At 51.8% G+C, this 16,809-nt stretch carries 17 protein-coding genes and 1 pseudogene; 5 read left to right on the forward strand and 13 right to left on the reverse strand.

Annotated features, from left to right (window positions below; all coding sequences use genetic code 11):
* Positions 1-293: 293 nt before the first annotated feature.
* The 3 genes from ACMYUL_RS10030 to rng all read right to left on the reverse strand — a co-directional run bounded on the left by ACMYUL_RS10030 (position 294) and on the right by rng (position 4,124).
* Positions 294-1,625: an ATP-binding protein gene (locus ACMYUL_RS10030; RefSeq protein WP_415770311.1), complete on the reverse strand. Its 1,332-nt coding sequence runs from the start codon at positions 1,623-1,625 to the stop codon at positions 294-296.
* Between the two features lie 77 nt (positions 1,626-1,702).
* Positions 1,703-2,374: a response regulator gene (locus ACMYUL_RS10035; RefSeq protein WP_070513333.1), complete on the reverse strand. Its 672-nt coding sequence runs from the start codon at positions 2,372-2,374 to the stop codon at positions 1,703-1,705.
* Between the two features lie 256 nt (positions 2,375-2,630).
* Complete coding sequence (rng, locus tag ACMYUL_RS10040) at positions 2,631-4,124, reverse strand: ribonuclease G (RefSeq protein WP_415770314.1); 1,494 nt, start codon at positions 4,122-4,124, stop codon at positions 2,631-2,633.
* Between the two features lie 483 nt (positions 4,125-4,607).
* On the opposite strand from rng, the gene grxC reads away from it, so the two are divergent.
* Both grxC and secB read left to right on the forward strand, forming a co-directional pair.
* Positions 4,608-4,865, forward strand: coding sequence for a glutaredoxin 3 (gene grxC, locus ACMYUL_RS10045; protein ID WP_003741129.1), 258 nt, complete (start codon positions 4,608-4,610; stop codon positions 4,863-4,865).
* Positions 4,866-4,890: 25 nt separating this feature from the next.
* Positions 4,891-5,325, forward strand: a complete 435-nt coding sequence (gene secB, locus ACMYUL_RS10050) for a protein-export chaperone SecB (protein WP_003755109.1) — start codon at positions 4,891-4,893, stop codon at positions 5,323-5,325.
* A gap of 1,032 nt (positions 5,326-6,357) precedes the next feature.
* Here secB and ACMYUL_RS10055 read toward each other — a convergent pair.
* From ACMYUL_RS10055 to ACMYUL_RS10070, 4 genes and pseudogenes are all read right to left on the reverse strand, one after another.
* Entirely contained in the window at positions 6,358-7,227 is an 870-nt protein-coding gene (locus ACMYUL_RS10055; protein ID WP_415770317.1) for a lipid A biosynthesis lauroyl acyltransferase, read from the reverse strand.
* A 178-nt stretch (positions 7,228-7,405) separates the two neighbouring features.
* Complete coding sequence (locus ACMYUL_RS10060) at positions 7,406-7,876, reverse strand: YchJ family protein (RefSeq protein ID WP_415770319.1); 471 nt, start codon at positions 7,874-7,876, stop codon at positions 7,406-7,408.
* Positions 7,877-7,930: 54 nt separating this feature from the next.
* Positions 7,931-8,432: pseudogene (locus ACMYUL_RS10065) on the reverse strand (GNAT family N-acetyltransferase).
* Between the two features lie 18 nt (positions 8,433-8,450).
* Positions 8,451-8,987, reverse strand: a complete 537-nt coding sequence (locus ACMYUL_RS10070) for an isochorismatase family protein (protein ID WP_070513323.1) — start codon at positions 8,985-8,987, stop codon at positions 8,451-8,453.
* Positions 8,988-9,324: 337 nt separating this feature from the next.
* On the opposite strand from ACMYUL_RS10070, the gene ACMYUL_RS10075 reads away from it, so the two are divergent.
* Complete coding sequence (locus tag ACMYUL_RS10075; protein ID WP_070513320.1) at positions 9,325-9,639, forward strand: porin; 315 nt, start codon at positions 9,325-9,327, stop codon at positions 9,637-9,639.
* A 225-nt stretch (positions 9,640-9,864) separates the two neighbouring features.
* Here the strand turns inward: ACMYUL_RS10075 and ACMYUL_RS10080 are convergent, their stop codons facing one another.
* Positions 9,865-10,347, reverse strand: a complete 483-nt coding sequence (locus ACMYUL_RS10080; protein ID WP_342030878.1) for a hypothetical protein — start codon at positions 10,345-10,347, stop codon at positions 9,865-9,867.
* Positions 10,348-10,817: 470 nt separating this feature from the next.
* Between ACMYUL_RS10080 and trmA the strand changes: the two genes are divergently transcribed.
* Positions 10,818-11,900 (forward strand): tRNA (uridine(54)-C5)-methyltransferase TrmA, encoded by a 1,083-nt coding sequence (trmA, locus tag ACMYUL_RS10085; RefSeq protein WP_070513312.1) that lies wholly within the window; start codon positions 10,818-10,820, stop codon positions 11,898-11,900.
* A gap of 54 nt (positions 11,901-11,954) precedes the next feature.
* On the opposite strand, the gene ACMYUL_RS10090 is transcribed toward trmA, so the two are convergent.
* Genes ACMYUL_RS10090 through ACMYUL_RS10100 form a run of 3 tightly spaced genes read right to left on the reverse strand, consistent with a single transcriptional unit; the run spans position 11,955 to position 14,498 of the window.
* Complete coding sequence (locus ACMYUL_RS10090) at positions 11,955-12,602, reverse strand: HAD family hydrolase (RefSeq protein ID WP_415770323.1); 648 nt, start codon at positions 12,600-12,602, stop codon at positions 11,955-11,957.
* A gap of 60 nt (positions 12,603-12,662) precedes the next feature.
* On the reverse strand, positions 12,663-13,625 hold the full coding sequence (locus ACMYUL_RS10095) for a cation diffusion facilitator family transporter (RefSeq protein ID WP_415770325.1): 963 nt from the start codon (positions 13,623-13,625) through the stop codon (positions 12,663-12,665).
* Between the two features lie 45 nt (positions 13,626-13,670).
* The gene (locus tag ACMYUL_RS10100) at positions 13,671-14,498 is read right to left on the reverse strand and encodes a ferritin-like domain-containing protein (RefSeq protein ID WP_415770327.1); all 828 of its coding nucleotides are present in this window, start codon (positions 14,496-14,498) and stop codon (positions 13,671-13,673) included.
* Positions 14,499-14,802: 304 nt separating this feature from the next.
* On the opposite strand from ACMYUL_RS10100, the gene lolA reads away from it, so the two are divergent.
* Positions 14,803-15,426 (forward strand): outer membrane lipoprotein chaperone LolA, encoded by a 624-nt coding sequence (gene lolA, locus ACMYUL_RS10105; protein ID WP_049225994.1) that lies wholly within the window; start codon positions 14,803-14,805, stop codon positions 15,424-15,426.
* A 72-nt stretch (positions 15,427-15,498) separates the two neighbouring features.
* On the opposite strand, the gene ACMYUL_RS10110 is transcribed toward lolA, so the two are convergent.
* Both ACMYUL_RS10110 and ACMYUL_RS10115 read right to left on the reverse strand, forming a co-directional pair.
* On the reverse strand, positions 15,499-16,395 hold the full coding sequence (locus tag ACMYUL_RS10110) for an IS3 family transposase (protein ID WP_415769884.1): 897 nt from the start codon (positions 16,393-16,395) through the stop codon (positions 15,499-15,501).
* Positions 16,299-16,649, reverse strand: coding sequence for a helix-turn-helix domain-containing protein (locus ACMYUL_RS10115; protein WP_003744124.1), 351 nt, complete (start codon positions 16,647-16,649; stop codon positions 16,299-16,301). The genes ACMYUL_RS10110 and ACMYUL_RS10115 overlap by 97 nt, the downstream gene beginning before the upstream one ends.
* Positions 16,650-16,809: the final 160 nt, after the last annotated feature.

A 16,809-nucleotide genomic window follows, 5' to 3' on the forward strand; every position in this document is an offset into this window, starting at 1 on the left:
GAGGGCGGCTGGTTTGCGGATGTTGGAAACGCGTTTTAGGAAATATAGTGGATTAACTTTAAACCAGTACGGCGTTGCCTCGCCTTAGCTCAAAGAGAACGATTCTCTAAGGTGCTGAAGCACCAAGTGAATTGGTTCCGTACTATCTGTACTGTCTGCGGCTTCGTCGCCTTGTCCTGATTTAAATTTAATCCACTATATGATGCGGATGATGTGATGAAGGGGGAGGAGCATGAAAAAAGGTCGTCTGAAAACCTTGAAACTCGGATTTCAGACGACCTTCTTTGTTTTGCTTAGTCTGCCCGGAGAAGCTGTTTGTTGAGTTCTGCCTGTATCAGCAGGCCGTGGGCGAAGTTGCGGCTGTCGGCGAGGATGAGTTTGCCGCCGTAGCGTTTGGCGATGGCGTCGGCGATAGAGAGTCCGAGTCCGGTGCCTTGTTGTTCCGTGCCGAGTATGCGGTAGAACGCGTCGGTTACGCGGCTGCGTTCGGCGGCGGGGATGCCGGGGCCGTCGTCTTCCACCCAGATGGTGAGGGTGGTCGGGGTCTCGCTGAAACCTATGTCGATGCGGCCGCCTGCAGGGGTGTAGCGGATGGCGTTGTCGGTGAAGGTTTTGATGAGGGTGTAGATTTCGGTGTCGTCGGCTCGGATGCGCAGGTCGTTTTCGACGGCGACGCCGATGTCTTGCTGTTTGTCGAGGGCGAGGGGCATGAGTTCTTGCAACACGCGGCGGAACTGGGCTTGCAGGCTGATGTCGGTCAGGTTGCGTTGGGTTTCGGAGCCTTGGGCGCGGGCGTGGGTCAGGAGCTGCTCGAGCAGGTGGCGGTTGCGCTGTATGCTTTGGAGGATGAGTCCGGTCTGTTCACGGGCTTCGTCCGATTGGGGCAGCTTGGTGAGCCGTTCTGCCTGAAGGGAGAGGGCGGTCAGGGGGCTGCGCAGTTCGTGGGCGGCATCGGCGATGAAGCGTTGCTGGCGGCGGATGTTTTCGCCCGTGCGTTGCAGCAGTTGGTTGATGGCGGTAACGAAGCCTTGTATTTCGCTGGGCACGCCTTCTCCGTCCAGCGGCGAGAGGTCGTCTGAACGGCGTTGTCCGAGGGAGGCGGAAAGGGTCTTAACGGGACGCATGGCGCGGTAGGTGATCCACACGGTCAGCAGGATCATGAGGGGCAGGGCGATAAGCAGCGGAAGGACGCTTTGGTAGGCGGCGGTGGCTGCGAGGTCGTCGCGGTATTCGGTTTCTTGGAGTACGGCGATTTTGCCTTGCGGAGTTTGGTGGACGTAGGCGCGGTATTCGTCGTCATCATCGTCATCGTCGTCATCAACGCCGCCTTTGATGGTGTGGAATCCTTCGCCGAGTGTGTTGGACAGGGGGATGGTGTCTTCTTGTCCGAAGGTTTGGATGAGGATGTGGTTTTCGCTGCCTATTTGTGTGTAGTCGGTGGTTTTGGGGTTGATGTAAGCGGCGGTTTGGCGCAACAGGTCGTCCTGAAGCTCTTCGGCTTCATGGTAGGTTTGGTAATAGGAGAACGCGCCTGCGATGATGGACAAAGGCAGGAACATCAGTATCAGGGCGATGCTGATACGGACTTGCAGGGATTGTTTGAGGGTCTGGATGAAGTGATGCATAGTGTGTTTGGCGAGGCTGTTTTAGGTTTTGTTATAGTGGATTATGGCATAGGCGGGCGGATACGCGGTTTGAGATTTCAGACGACCTCTTTTGCGACCAGCCAGCCTACGCCGCGTACGTTTTGGATGTGTTCTTTGCCGAGCTTTTTACGCAGGGCGTGGATGAGGAAATCGACGGCGTTGCTCTCGACTTCTTCGCCCCAGCCGTAGATTTTGTCTTCAAGGTCGCTGCGGGAAAGGATGATGCCGGGGCGCATCATCAGGGCTTGGAGGACGGCAAATTCTTTGTTGCTCAGGAGGACGGGTTTGTCTTGTCCTTTGACTTCGACTTGGTAGGTGGCGGGGTTGAGGGTGAGCGCGCCGTTGGTCAGCAGGGTTTGACTGTGGCCGCTGTGGCGGCGCAGGACGGCGCGCATACGGGCTTGCAGCTCCGCCATGTCGAAAGGTTTGACGATGTAGTCGTCGGCGCCGCCGTCCAGTCCGTTGAGGCGGCTGTGGAGGTCGTCGCGGGCGGTTACGATGAGGACGGGGGTTTTGCTGCCTTCGTGTCGGATTTGGGTGAGAACATCCAACCCGTCTTTGCCGGGCAGTCCGAGGTCGAGCAGCAGCAAGTCGTAGTTCTGCGCCTGAAGGGCAGTGGAAACTTGGCTGCCGTTTTTGACCCAATCGACCGCGTAGCCGCTGTCTTTGAGGTTGGCGGCTACGGCTTGGGCAATCATGTTGTCGTCTTCTGCAAGCAATACGCGCATGGTGTTCTCCTTAATTAATGCGAGGATAGCAGGGGAAAATTAGGAAGGGTTTAGCGGGAGGTCGTCTGAAAGGGGCAGCTGGTTTTCAGACGACCTTTTTGTTGTTTTTTCCGTACTTTATCGGGTTCCTTGGGCGTCGGTTATGCTTGGTATGTTGGATATTTTTTTCTAAAGGAATACTGCGCTTGAATGGTTTGCCAATCTTGCCAAAAGGTCGTCTGAAAACCCGATTCCGTTTTCAGACGACCTTTTGTCTTTACAGCAACACAATATCGTACTGTTCCTGCGTGTAAGCGGTTTCGACTGCCAACGAAATCGGTTTGCCGATAAAGTCGATGAGCATCGCCAGCGATTGCGATTCTTCGTCGAGGAAAAGGTCGATGACGTTGGGCGCGGCGAGGATGCGGAAGGATTGCACGTCGTAACGGCGGGCTTCGCGGACGATTTCTCGCTGGATTTCGTAGCAAATGGTCTGCGGCGTTTTCAGACGACCCCTGCCTTGGCAGGACGGGCAGGGTTCGCAGAGGATTTGGCTGAGGTTTTCGCGCGAACGTTTGCGCGTCAGCTCGACCAAACCCAAGCTGGTGAAACCGTTGAGGGTAACGCGGGTACGGTCGAAGGCGAGGGCTTTGGCAAGCTCTTGCAGCACGGCTTCGCGGTGGGCTTCCTGTGCCATGTCGATGAAGTCGATGATGATGATGCCGCCGAGGTTGCGCAGCCTTAATTCGCGGGCAATGGTGTGGCAGGCTTCAAGGTTGGTGCGGAAGATGGTTTCGTCGAAATTGCGCGCGCCCACGAAGCCGCCGGTGTTTACGTCTATCGTGGTCATGGCTTCGGTGGACTCGATAATCAGGTAGCTGCCGAAGTTGAGGTTGACGCGCGGTTGCAGGGCGCGGCTGATTTCCTGTTCGACGTTGTGGGTTTCAAACAGCGGGCGTTCGCCTTTGAACAGCTCTATCTTACCCAATGCGCCGTGGACGTATTGCTCGGCAAAACGGGTCATGCGGCGGTGGTTTTCGGTTGAATCGACCAGAATTTTTTGCGTGTCGAGGCTGAACATATCGCGCAACACGCGCAGGCTCAAAGGCAAATCCTGATACAGCAGCGTTTCCGGCGGCTGGATTTTTGCTTGTTCTTGAATGTGTTCCCACACTTTGGTCAGGTAGTGAATGTCGGACTGAAGCTGCTCGTCGGTGGCGTTTTCGGCGTTGGTGCGGATGATGTAGCCGTGGCATGCGTCTTCGGGCAGCAGGTTGGTCAGACGTTCGCGCAGGCTGTTACGTTCGGCATCGTCTTCGATGCGCTGGGAAATACCGATGTGGTCTTCCTGCGGAAGGTGGACGAGGAAACGCCCGGCCAGCGAAATTTGAGTGGAAAGGCGCGCGCCTTTGGTGTTAATCGGGTCTTTGATGACCTGCACCAAAACCGACTGTCCTTCAAACAGCATGTGTTCGATACGCTGCGTTTCTTCGGGATTGCGGCGTTGTTCGAGAACATCGACAATGTGCAGAAACGCGGCGCGTTCCAAACCGATGTCGATGAACGCGCTCTGCATTCCCGGCAACACGCGGCGCACCACGCCCAGATAAATATTGCCAACCAGACTATGGCCGCTGTTGCGTTCGATGTGCAGCTCGCAGATATTGTTTTCTTCCAACACCGCCACGCGCGTTTCCTGCGGCGTAATGTTGACGAGCACGGTTTCGGGCGGACGGATAGCGTCCTTCGGGATAGGAATTCCTGAAAGCATGGTTTTAGTTCCTGATTTTTAATAAGAAATATAGTAGATTAAATTTGAACCAGACTGATGTTGCCCAAACCCGGAAATAATCGGCTGATTGTGTTGCTGTTCTGACTCAAATTTAATCTACCACCCGCTTGCCGTCGGTTTCGTGGAAAATATAGTGGATTTAAACCAGTACGGCGTTGTCTCGCCTTAGCTCAAAGAGAACGATTCTCTAAGGTGCTGAAGCACCAAGTGAATCGGTTCCGTACTATCTGTACTGTCTGCGGCTTCGTCGCCTTGTCCTGATTTAAAGTTAATCCACTATAAATGGCAAAAGCGGTTCGGATTGCCGTTTATCATACTTTAAAAACGGCGTTTTGGCACATGGGCGGCAGGCAGCCCTTACGCCCCGAAAACAAAGATTCAGGCAAAATAGCCGATTTCAAGTATTGTAAAATAAACCATATGCCCATATAGTGAACCCCATTAGAACTTTAAAAAACAATCATGCAAACCGTTACGATGTACACAGGCGCGTTCTGCCCCTACTGCACCATGGCTAAAAAGCTGCTGCATTCGCTGGGCGTCGCCGAAATCAACGAAATCCGCGTCGACCGCAGCCCCGAAGCCTTTGCCGAAATGCAGCAGCTTTCAGGGCAGCGCAGCATACCCCAAATTTTCATCGGCGATACCCACGTCGGCGGTTTCACCGATTTGTACGGTCTGCACCGCGAAGGCAGGCTGGATTCTTTATTAAACCCGTAACTTTAAACCCAACTAGGAAAACAAAATGAGCGAAGAATTGCAACCCGTATTCAGCATCGAACGCCTGTTCGTCAAAGACCTGTCTTTGGAAGTGCCCAACGCCCCCCAAATCTTCTTGGAACAAGGCGAGCCTGAAGTCGATATGCGCGTTTCCACCAACAGCGAGAAGCTGGAAGACGGCTACTACAACGTTGACGTAACCGTTACCGTAACCGCCAAACTCAACGCCGAGCGTACCATGTTCCTCAACGAAGTGACCCAAAGCGGCATCTTCCGTCTGGAAAACATCCCTGAAGAAGACGTTCAACTGCTCTTAGGCGTAGCCTGCCCGAACATCCTCTTCCCTTACGCACGCGAAGCCATTTCCACCAGCGTAACCCGCGCCGGCTTCCCGCCCGTACTGCTCGCTCCGATCAACTTCGAAGCCATGTACCAGCAACAACAAGAAGGCAACGCATAATCCGCGCTCCCTGTATGTCAAAAGGTCGTCTGAAAAATGTTTCAGACGACCTTTTTGTATGGTGGATTTCAATAACGTGATGCTTTGTTTGCCCGTTATAGCGGATTGACTTTAAACCAGTACGGCGTTGCCTCGCCTTAGCTCAAAGAGAACGATTCTCTAAGGTGCTGAAGCACCAAGTGAATCGGTTCCGTACTATCTGTACTGTCTGCGGCTTCGTCGCCTTGTCCTGATTTAAAGTTAATCCACTATATTCGCGTTTGAGGCGGTGTGGGGCGGTTCTGTTTTGTTCACCGTAAACCCTTGTGGGTGTAATGAAGCGGATGAACAAAAAAAGGAGGCAATCCCCCACAGGATTGCCCCAATACCTCAAATCAGAGATTTACGCTTCACAAACAATACAGGCTTTCGCCTGCGGCTTTACCTGCACGGCTCAACTCCGTGCGGGTAAACTTTTGTTCCGAGGGAGTGAGTCTCGAAACATCCACTTGCAAGCTGGAAGCTTGCAGTAGGAAACCGGAGTATCAAATCTTACCAGTACGGCTGTAATTTTATGTAACGAAATTTACGCGAAAATTTTGGGTTTGCCAAGTGGTTTACATTATTTTTTTATGTAAAATATATATTTATAATATTCCAATATTTATAAAAAATCTAGAATATAATTCTATTAATTTTAAATTTATATAAATATTAAAATTATATTTTTATAAATTTGGCATTATATTCTTTAATGGATGGCTGATGCAATTGATTTTTTAAAAATGTTATTTTATAACGCTTTGATTTTAAATTAAATTAAATTTAATATGTTAATCAAATTTTTGCATCATATTTATGTTTTACGGGAAATACGCCGGTTTCTTCCTCTGTTTCCCGTTTAATGGGGTTGAATATCCATTTTATCCAAAGAGTTAATGTGAAAAATTCTCAATTGAAGATTTGTTACTATCGTTGTTAATTTTCGATTTAATAGAAATGATAAAAGCCCGAATATGACGGGCTTTGCTTTTTGTTGTAACTGTATGTAATTCAATAAAATCCCTGTTCGCCTTCGGGACGGGTTTTGAAGCGTTTGTGCAGCCAGAAATATTGCTCGGGATTTTCCCTTGCCCGCGCTTCGATAAAGTCGTTCATGCGTTGGGTGTCGGCTACAACGTCGTCTGAAGGGAAGTTTTCCCATGCCGGATAGAAACGTAGCGTAACGGTGTTGTCGGCATTGCGCGTAGGGATGGCAGGAATGACTTTGGCTTTCGTCATACCGGCGATGCGGCTTAAGCCTGTAATCGTGGCGGTGGGGATGCCGAAGAAGTTGACGAAGATGGAGTCGTTGCGGCCAAAATCTTGGTCGGGCAGGTAAAGGAAGGGGGCGTCGCTTTTGCGCAGTTGCTTGATAATCGCGCGCAGGCCTTCGGTGCGTCCGATAAGGAAAACGTTGTTGTAGCGGTGGCGGCCTTTGAGGATTTGTTCGTCCAACGCTTTGTTTTTTTGGTGCGAATACATGCTGGTCAGCGGCACGTCCTGATTGAGGGTGTAAACCGCCATTTCAAATGCGGTGAAATGCGGATAAAGCAGGATGACTTTTTCGCCTGCCGCGAGCGCGTTGTCAAGATGGTGTTTGTCTTGATAATGCACAAATTTGCGCAGCCTTTCGGCAGGCGCGTACCAATACAGGCCGTATTCGAGCATCAGCTTTGCCATGTGCTGAAAATGGCGTTTGAGCACGGCTTTGCGTTTGTCTTCGCTCCATTCGGGAAAGCATTTTTTGAGGTTGGTCTCGCCGACTTTGCGGCGCGGTTTGACGGCGTAATAGGCAAGGATGCCCACTGCGTCGGCGATTTTGTGTATAACTTTGAAGGGCAGGAGCTGGATGAGGTAGAGGAGGAAAAAGGCGGCTTTCATGTCGTCTGTTGAGGAATGGGGCGGGAAAAAGGGAATTATAACGGAAAGGGCTGTTTTTCAGGCGGATTGAGGTGGGGAAGAGGGAGGGATTGGCGGTATTTTTGAAACCGGTGTTTTCAGGAGACGCGGCCTGTCTGCGGGCATGGTTTCAAATTTGCCTGCGGATGCGCAGGGTTTGTTATTTGAAAAAACGGCCGCAGCAGGCTTTGAATTTTTTGTGCGAACCGCAGATGCAGTCTTGTTTCATGCCGGGTAAGGGCGTGGTCGGGTCGATGAAATACCAGCGGTTGCCGATTTTGACGAAGGCGGATAATTCATGATGGCACGCTGTTTCCTGACCGTCTTGAAAATAGGCTTTGAATTCGACTTGGGCATGTTGTTTGCCGACATTGGCGTGTTGTATGACTTCCAAACCCAGCCAATGGGTCGTCTGACTCCATGCCAGCATATCGGCTTGATCGAGTAGGTGTTGCTGGGAAGGGACAGTCGTTTCAACGATATAGGCGATATTGTGCAAAACATAGGCGCTGTATCTGGAACGCATCAGCTGTTCGGCGGTTTGCGGCAGGTTTTCGTGGCGGTGGAATGGGGCACAACAGTCGTTGTAGGCTTGTCCTGAAGAGCAGGGGCAGGTTTGGGGAGCGGTCATTTTGGTTTGGAGCGGGTAGTGTTTGGAAAGGTTTGCGGTTTGGCTGTCGGGGATTCAATCGACTAATTTTTTGCCTAAGATGACAACATCGGCTTGCTGCGTTCCTAAGTCGCATACGGCGGGCAATCGCCCCCATTCCGTAAAGCCGAACTGGTGAAACAGGTGCAGGCTGGGGTAGCTGTGTCCGAAGATGACTGCCAATAATGTTTTTAATGCCCAAGGACGGTGCGCGCTCGAGCACATTTTGCAGCAGGATTTTGCCCACGCTGATACCGCGCGCGTCATGACGGACATAGAGGCTGATTTCAGAGCTGATGTGATAGGCATGGCGCGGGTAGTAGTCGCTGAGGCTGCACCAAGCCAAAACCGTGCCTTCGTGATTTTTCAATACATACAGAGGCCGCTTGCCGCCGTGCGCGTCAAACCAAGGTTCGCGTTCGGCAATACTGACGGGCGTCAGGTCGGCGGTGGATTGGCGGGCGGCTATGGTGCTGTTGTAAATCTCGACAATGTCGGGCAGGTCGGTTTTGGCGGCTTCGGTGATGGTGTATTGCATTCAGACGACCTTAACAGGCTATTGAATCAGTTTGGAAACGGTTTTGAAGGCGGGGTGGCGGGCGTCGCCCAACAGTTGGAACAAAATGCTTTCCACATTGGAAACGGTGGCGCGGGCTTCGCGCATTTGCGCCAGCCCGTTTTCTTTGTTTGCGGGGGAACGGGATGTCGTGCATTCAAAGGGGACGTAAACATTGAAACCTTCCAAGCGCAAATCCAATACGGTTTGCAGCATGCAGATATGGGTTTCTGCGCCGATTAAGATGATGTTTTGGACGGCTGCCTGCGTCAAAATCGCGTGCGTTTCGGGGGAGAGGGCGGAGAAACGGGTTTTTTCGATAAAAGGCGTAGTTTCGGGCAGCAGCAGCGAGACGGCAGGAACCGTTTTGCCCAAGCCTTTCGGATATTGCTCGGTCACGGCAAACGGGACGCCTAAGGCGTGAAGCCCCTGTATCAGGATACGGCTGTGGTGCAGCATATCGTCTTTGTCGTGCAGGGCGGGGAGGAGGCGTTCTTGGATGTCGATAATCAGACACAGGGTGTTTTCGGGATTCATAAATATTCCTTTCGCGCCAAGTGGAGGGTGTATTCCATTATAGCGAAAGCCGGTGTGTCTGTAATGGCTGCGGCTTTGATGGTCGCGTTTCCATTTGTCGCCGGATGGTAAAGCCCAGGATGGCGAGGTGCGGCTTCGGTTTGAAGCGTATCTGCCGTTCAAAACGTATACGGTCGGCATGGGAAGTTTGAATCTGATTTGACGCTTTTCAGACGACCCTTTGCATGAATTTTCTTTCTTCGTTCAAACACAAACGCTTAGGACGGTAGAATTCGCCTTGCACTAACCCTTCCCGCCTGCTTGTGCAGAAGGGATGTCACATAAGGAGCATTTCATAATGAAGAAAATTCTGATTTTGTCTTTACTCGCACTGCCAGTCTTGGCGACGGCGGAAGTTCATTTTTACGGCGATTTGAAAGCTGGAGTGGAAGCTTCCAACACCCAATACGGCAGCCACAGAATTTCCAATAACGGCGTAAGCGACATGGGCAGCTATGTCGGTATGCGCGGTTCGCATCCTATCGGCGGCAGCAATGATGTATTGTGGCAGGTCGAACAAGATACGCCCTTGGGTTCGAAAACCGGTGCCAAAGACACTTGGCGCAGCCGCAACCAAGGCAGCGGAGAGACTTATATCGGCTTCGGGCGTTAAAAGAAATAAGGTTCTATCCCGGTTAAGATAAGCAACAGGTCGTCTGAAAACGTTTCGCATGGGTGCGGATGTTTTCAGACGACCTTTTTGTCTATATTTAGGGGCGCGTTTGTATTCGCACTGACTCGTCATGGGAAGATTGGTACAGCGTGTGACCGATACCCCGCTATCACTGGTTTTGACGGCAGAAGCGGAGTTTGCAAACCAATCTTTTGATTAAACGCTTTATTTAGCCTGAGCGTTTTTCTGTTCTTGGATAATCCATTTGGCCAAATCCGTACCCAAAACTTTGGCCGTCCGGTTCAGGACGGAACAAGAACCTTTAAAACCGCCAAACATGCCGCCCATAGAATTGCGGGAGAATGTGGTTTTTTTGACTTGTTTGCCGTCAATATACAAAGTCACAGAAACAGCCATGCCCTTGGCGTGTCCTACAAAGGCATTGCCTGCGCTCATGGCGGAAGTGATGGCGATGTCTGCGTAAGTGTCTTGTTTCAGACCATCGCGAACGACGGTCACCCCGCTTTTTGCCGCGCTTTCCTGCAAGGATTCGGACATAATGCTGCCGACTTCTAAACACTCGGATACGATGCGGTTATCAATCTCTTCTTTATCGCGATAGTGGATGTTTTCGTCAATGTGAACATCGGCACCGGCGAATGCGGAAGCGGACAAGAAGGCGGCAATGAGGAAGCGTTTGGCGGACATGATGGGTACCCAAGATGAAATGTTAAAAAGAGTGAATATTCTATAATGTTATTTTTACTTAATCAATATAGATTGAATGGGTAAATCGATGGAATGCCGGGCCGGAAGTTTCGCTGAAATTTAGGCATGCCTTTTTGCTTGTAGATCAGAAAAAATATAGTGGATTAACTTTAAACCGGTATGGCGTTGCCTCGCCTTAGCTCAAAGAGAACGATTCTCTAAGGTGCTGAAGCACCAAGTGAATCGGTTCCGTACTATCTGTACTGTCTGCGGCTTCGTCGCCTTGTCCTGATTTAAATTTAATCCACTATAACGGCTGCCCGAGTGGCTTCCAAAATTTTTTGAAACTGCTTAAGAAGGCATTTAAGGGGTATTGGGGGCGGTGGGTTTGCTGTTTTTGGCGCAGTGCCGTAATCTGCTCTTTGAACTATATTATAATGCGCTGATTGTTTTTATTAGATTAATCTGACATGACTGCTTATACGCAACAGCTTGACCAAAAAATCCAATACTTGCAACAGCTTTTCCAAGGTTTGGATTTTCCTGAAATTCAAGTTTTCGAATCTCCCGAACAGCATTACCGGATGCGCGCCGAATTCCGCATCTGGCACGAAGGCGGCGAAATGTTTTACGCCATGTTCGAGCGCGGACAGAAAGCAAGCGGCGCAAGCCTGATACGTTGCGACCAATTTCCCGCCGCCTCCGAGTCCATCAACGCATTAATGCCCAAGCTCATCAAAGCCGCCGTGCAAAATCCCGAACTCAAAAACCGCTGGTACGCCGTAGAATTTTTGTCTGCACTGAGCGGCGAGATGCTCGTTACCATGATTTACCACAAAAAGCTGGACGAAGCGTGGCAACGTGCCGCCGAAACCTTGGCGCGTGAATTGGGCATTCATATTATCGGTCGGAGTAGGGGGCAGAAAATCGTTTTGACTCAAGACTATATAACGGAAGAGCTGAACGTAAACGGCAAAACCTTCCGCTACCGCCAAGTCGAAGGCAGCTTTACTCAGCCCAATGCCCGCGTGTGCGAAAAAATGCTCGGCTGGGCGTGTGATGTTGCGCAAAACCTCGGCGGCGACCTGCTCGAACTCTACTGCGGCAACGGCAATTTTACCCTGCCGCTCTCGCAGCATTTCCGTCAGGTGTTGGCGACTGAAGTGTCCAAAACTTCCGTTTACGCCGCGCAATGGAACATCGAAGCGAACCAAAGAGACAACATCAAAATCGCCCGTCTCTCTGCGGAAGAATTTACCGAAGCCTATACGCAAAGCCGCGAATTCCGTCGCCTGCAAGAGCAGGGTATCTCGCTGAAAGAGTATGATTTTTCGACTATTTTTGTCGATCCCCCCCGCGCTGGCGTTGATGATGAAACGCTGAAGCTGGTTTCCCAGTTTGACAACATTATCTATATTTCCTGCAATCCTGAAACACTGCGCACGAACCTCGACACCCTTTGCCAAACCCATACTATCGAACGCGCCGCGTTGTTTGATCAGTTCCCGTTTACGCACCATATCGAAAGCGGCGTTTATTTGAAGAAGAAATAAAGAAGCAGATTTAAAAAAGGTCGTCTGAAAATTTTCAGACGACCTTTTTTTGTTTTACAGAAGCTTCAGCAAATCCAAAGGCGATGAGATGCGGTAGTCGGGTTGCCAAGTTTCGGTACGGTCTTCGGGGGCGATGTAGCCCCATTCAGCAAGGATGGTTTTCATGCCGGCGTTGCGGCCTGCTTGGATGTCGCGTTCGGCGTCGCCGACGTAAAGTGTGTGTTGCGGATTGATTTGGATTTGTTCGCACGCGTGGAACATGGGTTTGACGCTGGGCTTGGATTCGCCGCAGGTGTCGCCGCTGACGACGACGGCGGGCGGGATGACGAAGCCGAGTTTGGGGACGAGTTTGTCGGTGAAGCGCATGGGTTTGTTGGTGATGATGCCCCATTTGATGCCGCGTTTGTCGAGTTCGGCGATGAGTTTGTTCACGCCGTCGAAGAGGGCGGTGTCTTGGGCGTAGCGGCTGTCGTATTCGTCGAGGTATTCGGTGCGCCATTGGGCGTAGTCGGGATGATCGGGGGTGATGCCTGCGCCGAGTTTGAGCAGACCTGCTGCGCCGTGGCTGGCTTGGGTGCGGATTTCGTCCATGCTTTTTGCGGGCAGATTGTGGCGGGCGAGCAGGGTGTTGAGTGCGCCGCCGAGGTCTAGGGCGGTGTCGGCGAGCGTGCCGTCGAGGTCGAACAATACGGCTTGTATCATGTGTTTTCCTTTGGTTTTTCGATGGGGTCGTCTGAAAAGGGTTTCAGACGACCTTTGGGTTTAGTGGTGGTGATGGTGTGCGCCGTCGGTCTCGTTTGAACACAAGACGCTGTCGGGATGCGGGTGGTGTTCGCTTTCGATTTGGATAGTGCAGTGTCCGATGTTTTTGTGGGACAACTCGTGTTCGATGCAGTAGGCGATTTGTTCGGATTCGGCAACGGTCATGCTGCCGTCTACGACGATGTGGCAGGATAAGGCGTTGATATTGCTGGTAATCGTCCAGACGTGTAAGTCGTGGACGGATTTGACGCCGTCGGTGTTGCGGATGACGGCGAGCAGGTCGTCGGTGTGGATGTTTTCGGGCGCGCCTTCCATGAGGATATGCAGCGTTTGTTTGAGCAGGCTCCAGCCGCTGCGTCCGACCAGCGCGGCAACAAACACGCTGGCGAGCGGGTCCGCCCATTTCCAGCCGAACGCCATCATGAGCACGGCGGCGGCAATCGCGCCGACCGAGCCGACAAGGTCGCTTAAAACGTGCAGATACGCGCCGCGCATGTTGACGTTGGCTTCGGTGTCGCTGTTTTTCAGCATATAAACCGCTACGCCAATGTTGACCAGCAGCCCGATGACGCTGATAACGAGCATCCCCAGCGTGGCGATTTCGGGCGGATAAAGCAGGCGTTTGACGGCTTCGTAGAAAATCAGCACGGCGATGACCACCAGCGACAAGCCGTTGAACATGGCGGTGAGGATTTCAAAACGTTTGTAGCCGAAGGTCTTTTGCAGCGTGGTTTCTTTTTCGCCGAGTTTGAACGCCCACAACGCCACGCCTAAGGAAAATGCGTCGCTGAACATATGCCCCGCGTCGGAAAGCAGCGCGAGCGAGTGGGTCAGCCAGCCGCCGACAGCCTCCAGCAGCATAAAGGCGGCGATGATGATGAACGACACGCGCAATACTTTTTTGTTGGCGGTATGCGTGTGGGCGTGTGCGTGATGATGGTGTTCGTGATGGTGAGTCGACATAACGTTCCTCAACAGAGGTCGTCTGAAAATCCGGATTCAGGGTTTTCAGACGGCCTTTTTGCCTTGTTTCAAACCCTGTTCGAAATCTTCCAACATATCCAATTCAAAGCGGCTGAAACCCGCTTTTTCCCGCGCTTCGATGTTCACATAGCCGCGGAAGATAAACATATCGTAACGGGCAATCAGACTGCGGAACAAGGCGACAGGTTCCAAACCGCGTTCGCGGCAGAGGTGTTGATACCAATGGTTGCCGATGGCGACATGGCCCACTTCGTCGCGGTAAATGATGTCCAACACGCCGCAGGTTTCCGAATCGCCGCGCTGTTCCACCTTCGCGCGTATCCCCGGCGTAACGTCCAGCCCGCGCGCCTCCAATACGCGCGGCACCAACGCCATGCGTAATAGCGGGTCGTAGGCGGTTTTATACGCCATGTCCCACAAATGGTTGTGCGCCTCGAAATCGCCGTAATCGAAGCTGAAAGCGCGCAGCCTTTCGCGCATCAGGCGGAAGTGGTACACCTCTTCCTTCGCCACACGCACCCAGTCGCGCACAAACTGAAACGGCAGCGTGCGGAAACGGTATGCCGCGTCCAAAGCCAGATTGATGGCGTTGAACTCGATATGCGCAATCGCGTGCAGCATCGCCGCATAGCCTTCGGTCGTGTTCATCTTGCGCGGCGTCAGTTGCGACGGTGCGACCAAAACAGGCTTCGGCGGCCGTCCCGCGTGGCGGAAGTCCAGCGGCGCAGCGTTTGTTTCAGCACCGTCCATGTTCTGAACGGCGGCAAACGCCTCGTCCGTCAGCCGTCCTTTTTCATCGGGGTCGTCTGAAAGCAGGGCAAGTTCCAGCAAAGCATAGATATCAGGTTTCATTCCAAGTCCGCCGTTTTTCGGAAAACAAACATTATAGCGTTTAAAAAAAACAATATAAGGAATATAATCTTTACAATTTGGCGTTGCGCGTCAAAAACCATTAAATACCACAGTTTGCGCAGTCGGCATACATTAAAGAATTGTGAAACCCGATTGTCTTTTCCGCAGGAAAAAATCCCGCAGCTTCAAAAAATTAGCCCTCGGGAAACACTGTTTGCAAAATGTAAACCGCCCATAAGCGGCTTGCATTGTTATTTTGTAACATCGATACTGGGCGCCACACCCCTTCCAACAAGGAAAAATAATGATGAAACAACACAACCTGTTCAAATTCCTCGCCGCTTCCGCCCTGACCGCAACCATCGGTTTCGCGCAGGCAGGCGCAGTGGATGCACTCAAGAAATTCAACAACGACGCCGACGGTATCAGCGGCAGCTTCACCCAAACCGTCCAAGGCAAAAAGAAAACCCAAACCGCACACGGCACTTTCAAAATCCTGCGTCCGGGCCTCTTCAAATGGGAATACACCAAACCCTACAAACAAACCATCGTAGGCGACGGTCAAACCATTTGGCTCTACGACGTTGATTTGGCGCAAGTGACCAAGTCCGCCCAAGACCAAACCATCGGCGACAGCCCCGCTGCCATCCTCTCCAACAAAAACGCCCTTGACAGCAGTTACTCGCTCAAAGAAGACGGCTCGTCCAACGGCATCGACTACGTCTTGGCAACGCCTAAGAAAAACAACGCCGGCTACCAATACATCCGCATCGGCTTCAAAGGCGACAACCTCGCTGCCATGCAGTTGAAAGACAGCTTCGGCAACCAAACCTCCATTACCTTCGGCGGCTTGAACACCAAGCCCAACCTCTCGCGCGGCGCATTCAAGTTCACCCCGCCCAAAGGCGTGGATGTGTTGAGCAACTGATGGTTTGATCATAAAAAGGTCGTCTGAAAGATTGAACTGGCCCCCAAATCTTGGACACTCATAAAAGCCTATTCAGGCGCTCTGTGCAAGCTGGGTTCTGTATGCGACAGGACTCAGCTTTTTCAATTTCAAACTGCAACGCTCCCGGTTGTAGTAATCCATATAGTCATCTATCTGCTTCATCAATTCATCTACCGTCAATTCACCTGCGTTATAGAAACACTCTGTCTTCAACACCGCAAAGAAGCTTTCCATCGGCGCATTGTCCCAACAGTTCGCCTTACGCGACATGCTTTGAACCATGGAATGTTTTGCAATCAATTTCCTATATTCCGCCGTACGGTACAGCACACCTTGGTCCGAATGAAGCATCGTTCCTTTAGCAGTCAGACGGGGTGCGGCTTTTTCGAGCATTTCCTTCACCATTTCGCTGTTAGCATTGCGGCTCATGGCGTAGGCGACGATTTCTCGGTTGAACAAGTCCAAGATTGGCGAGAGGTACAGTTTGCCGTCCTTTCCTTTGAGTTCGGTCACGTCGGTCAGCCATTTTTCGTTGGGCTTTCGGGCTGTGAACCGGCGTTTGAGGAGGTGTTCCGATATTTCGCCCATGGCGGGATGGCGGTAGGCTTTTTTCGCCCGTATTTTGGCTTTCAGCCCCATCTGTTTCATTAACCGAGCTGCTTTTTTGCGGTTCCAATCCAATGCTGCGGCAATGCGCCTTTGCCCGTAGCGTCCTTTATGCCGCCGGTAGGTTTCGACGAGGAGGGCTTTGTCGGCTGTGTCGGGGTCGGGTCGGTCTTGGTGGTGGTAGTAAAAGCTGCTTTTGGGCAGGTTTGCGATGTGCAGCAGGTATTTGAGCGGGTGTTGCGCCCTCAGTGTTTGGACGGTTTGGCTTTGTCCTTTGCGGTCCGCTTTTGGCTGAGGGCTTTTAACTCCTTTAGGTAGGCGACCTCTGCGCGCATATAGCACAGTTCTTCAATAAGCTCTGCCTGCGTTTTTTCTTGGTCGGGTTTATCTGCGATGAAGGGGTTTTTGCGGTGTTGGGGCATGGTTTTGGATTGGGGATGTTCGAGTGCGCCGATACCGCCTTCTTGATAGGCGCGTATCCATCGTCTCAGGTGGGTTCGGGAAATGCCGTAGTGGTCTGCGGTACGCTGTTGGCTGCGTATATGCAGGTAGTGGAGTACGGCTTGGTATTTGAAGTGTAATGTATATTTGCTCATAAAAAAACTGCACCTTGTGAGTTGGAGGGGATGTCCAACTTTTGGGGTGCAGTTCAGATTTCAGACGACCTTTATGTTTTTGAAGTTGTCGGTGATGCGTGTTTGAGTGGAAAACGCCTCTAGCCGACACAATCCGGATTTGAGGTTGCCGGTCGGATGG

It is taken from the genome of Neisseria sp. CP9 (genome assembly GCF_047758525.1).
In the GTDB taxonomy this organism is placed as follows: Bacteria; Pseudomonadota; Gammaproteobacteria; order Burkholderiales; family Neisseriaceae; genus Neisseria.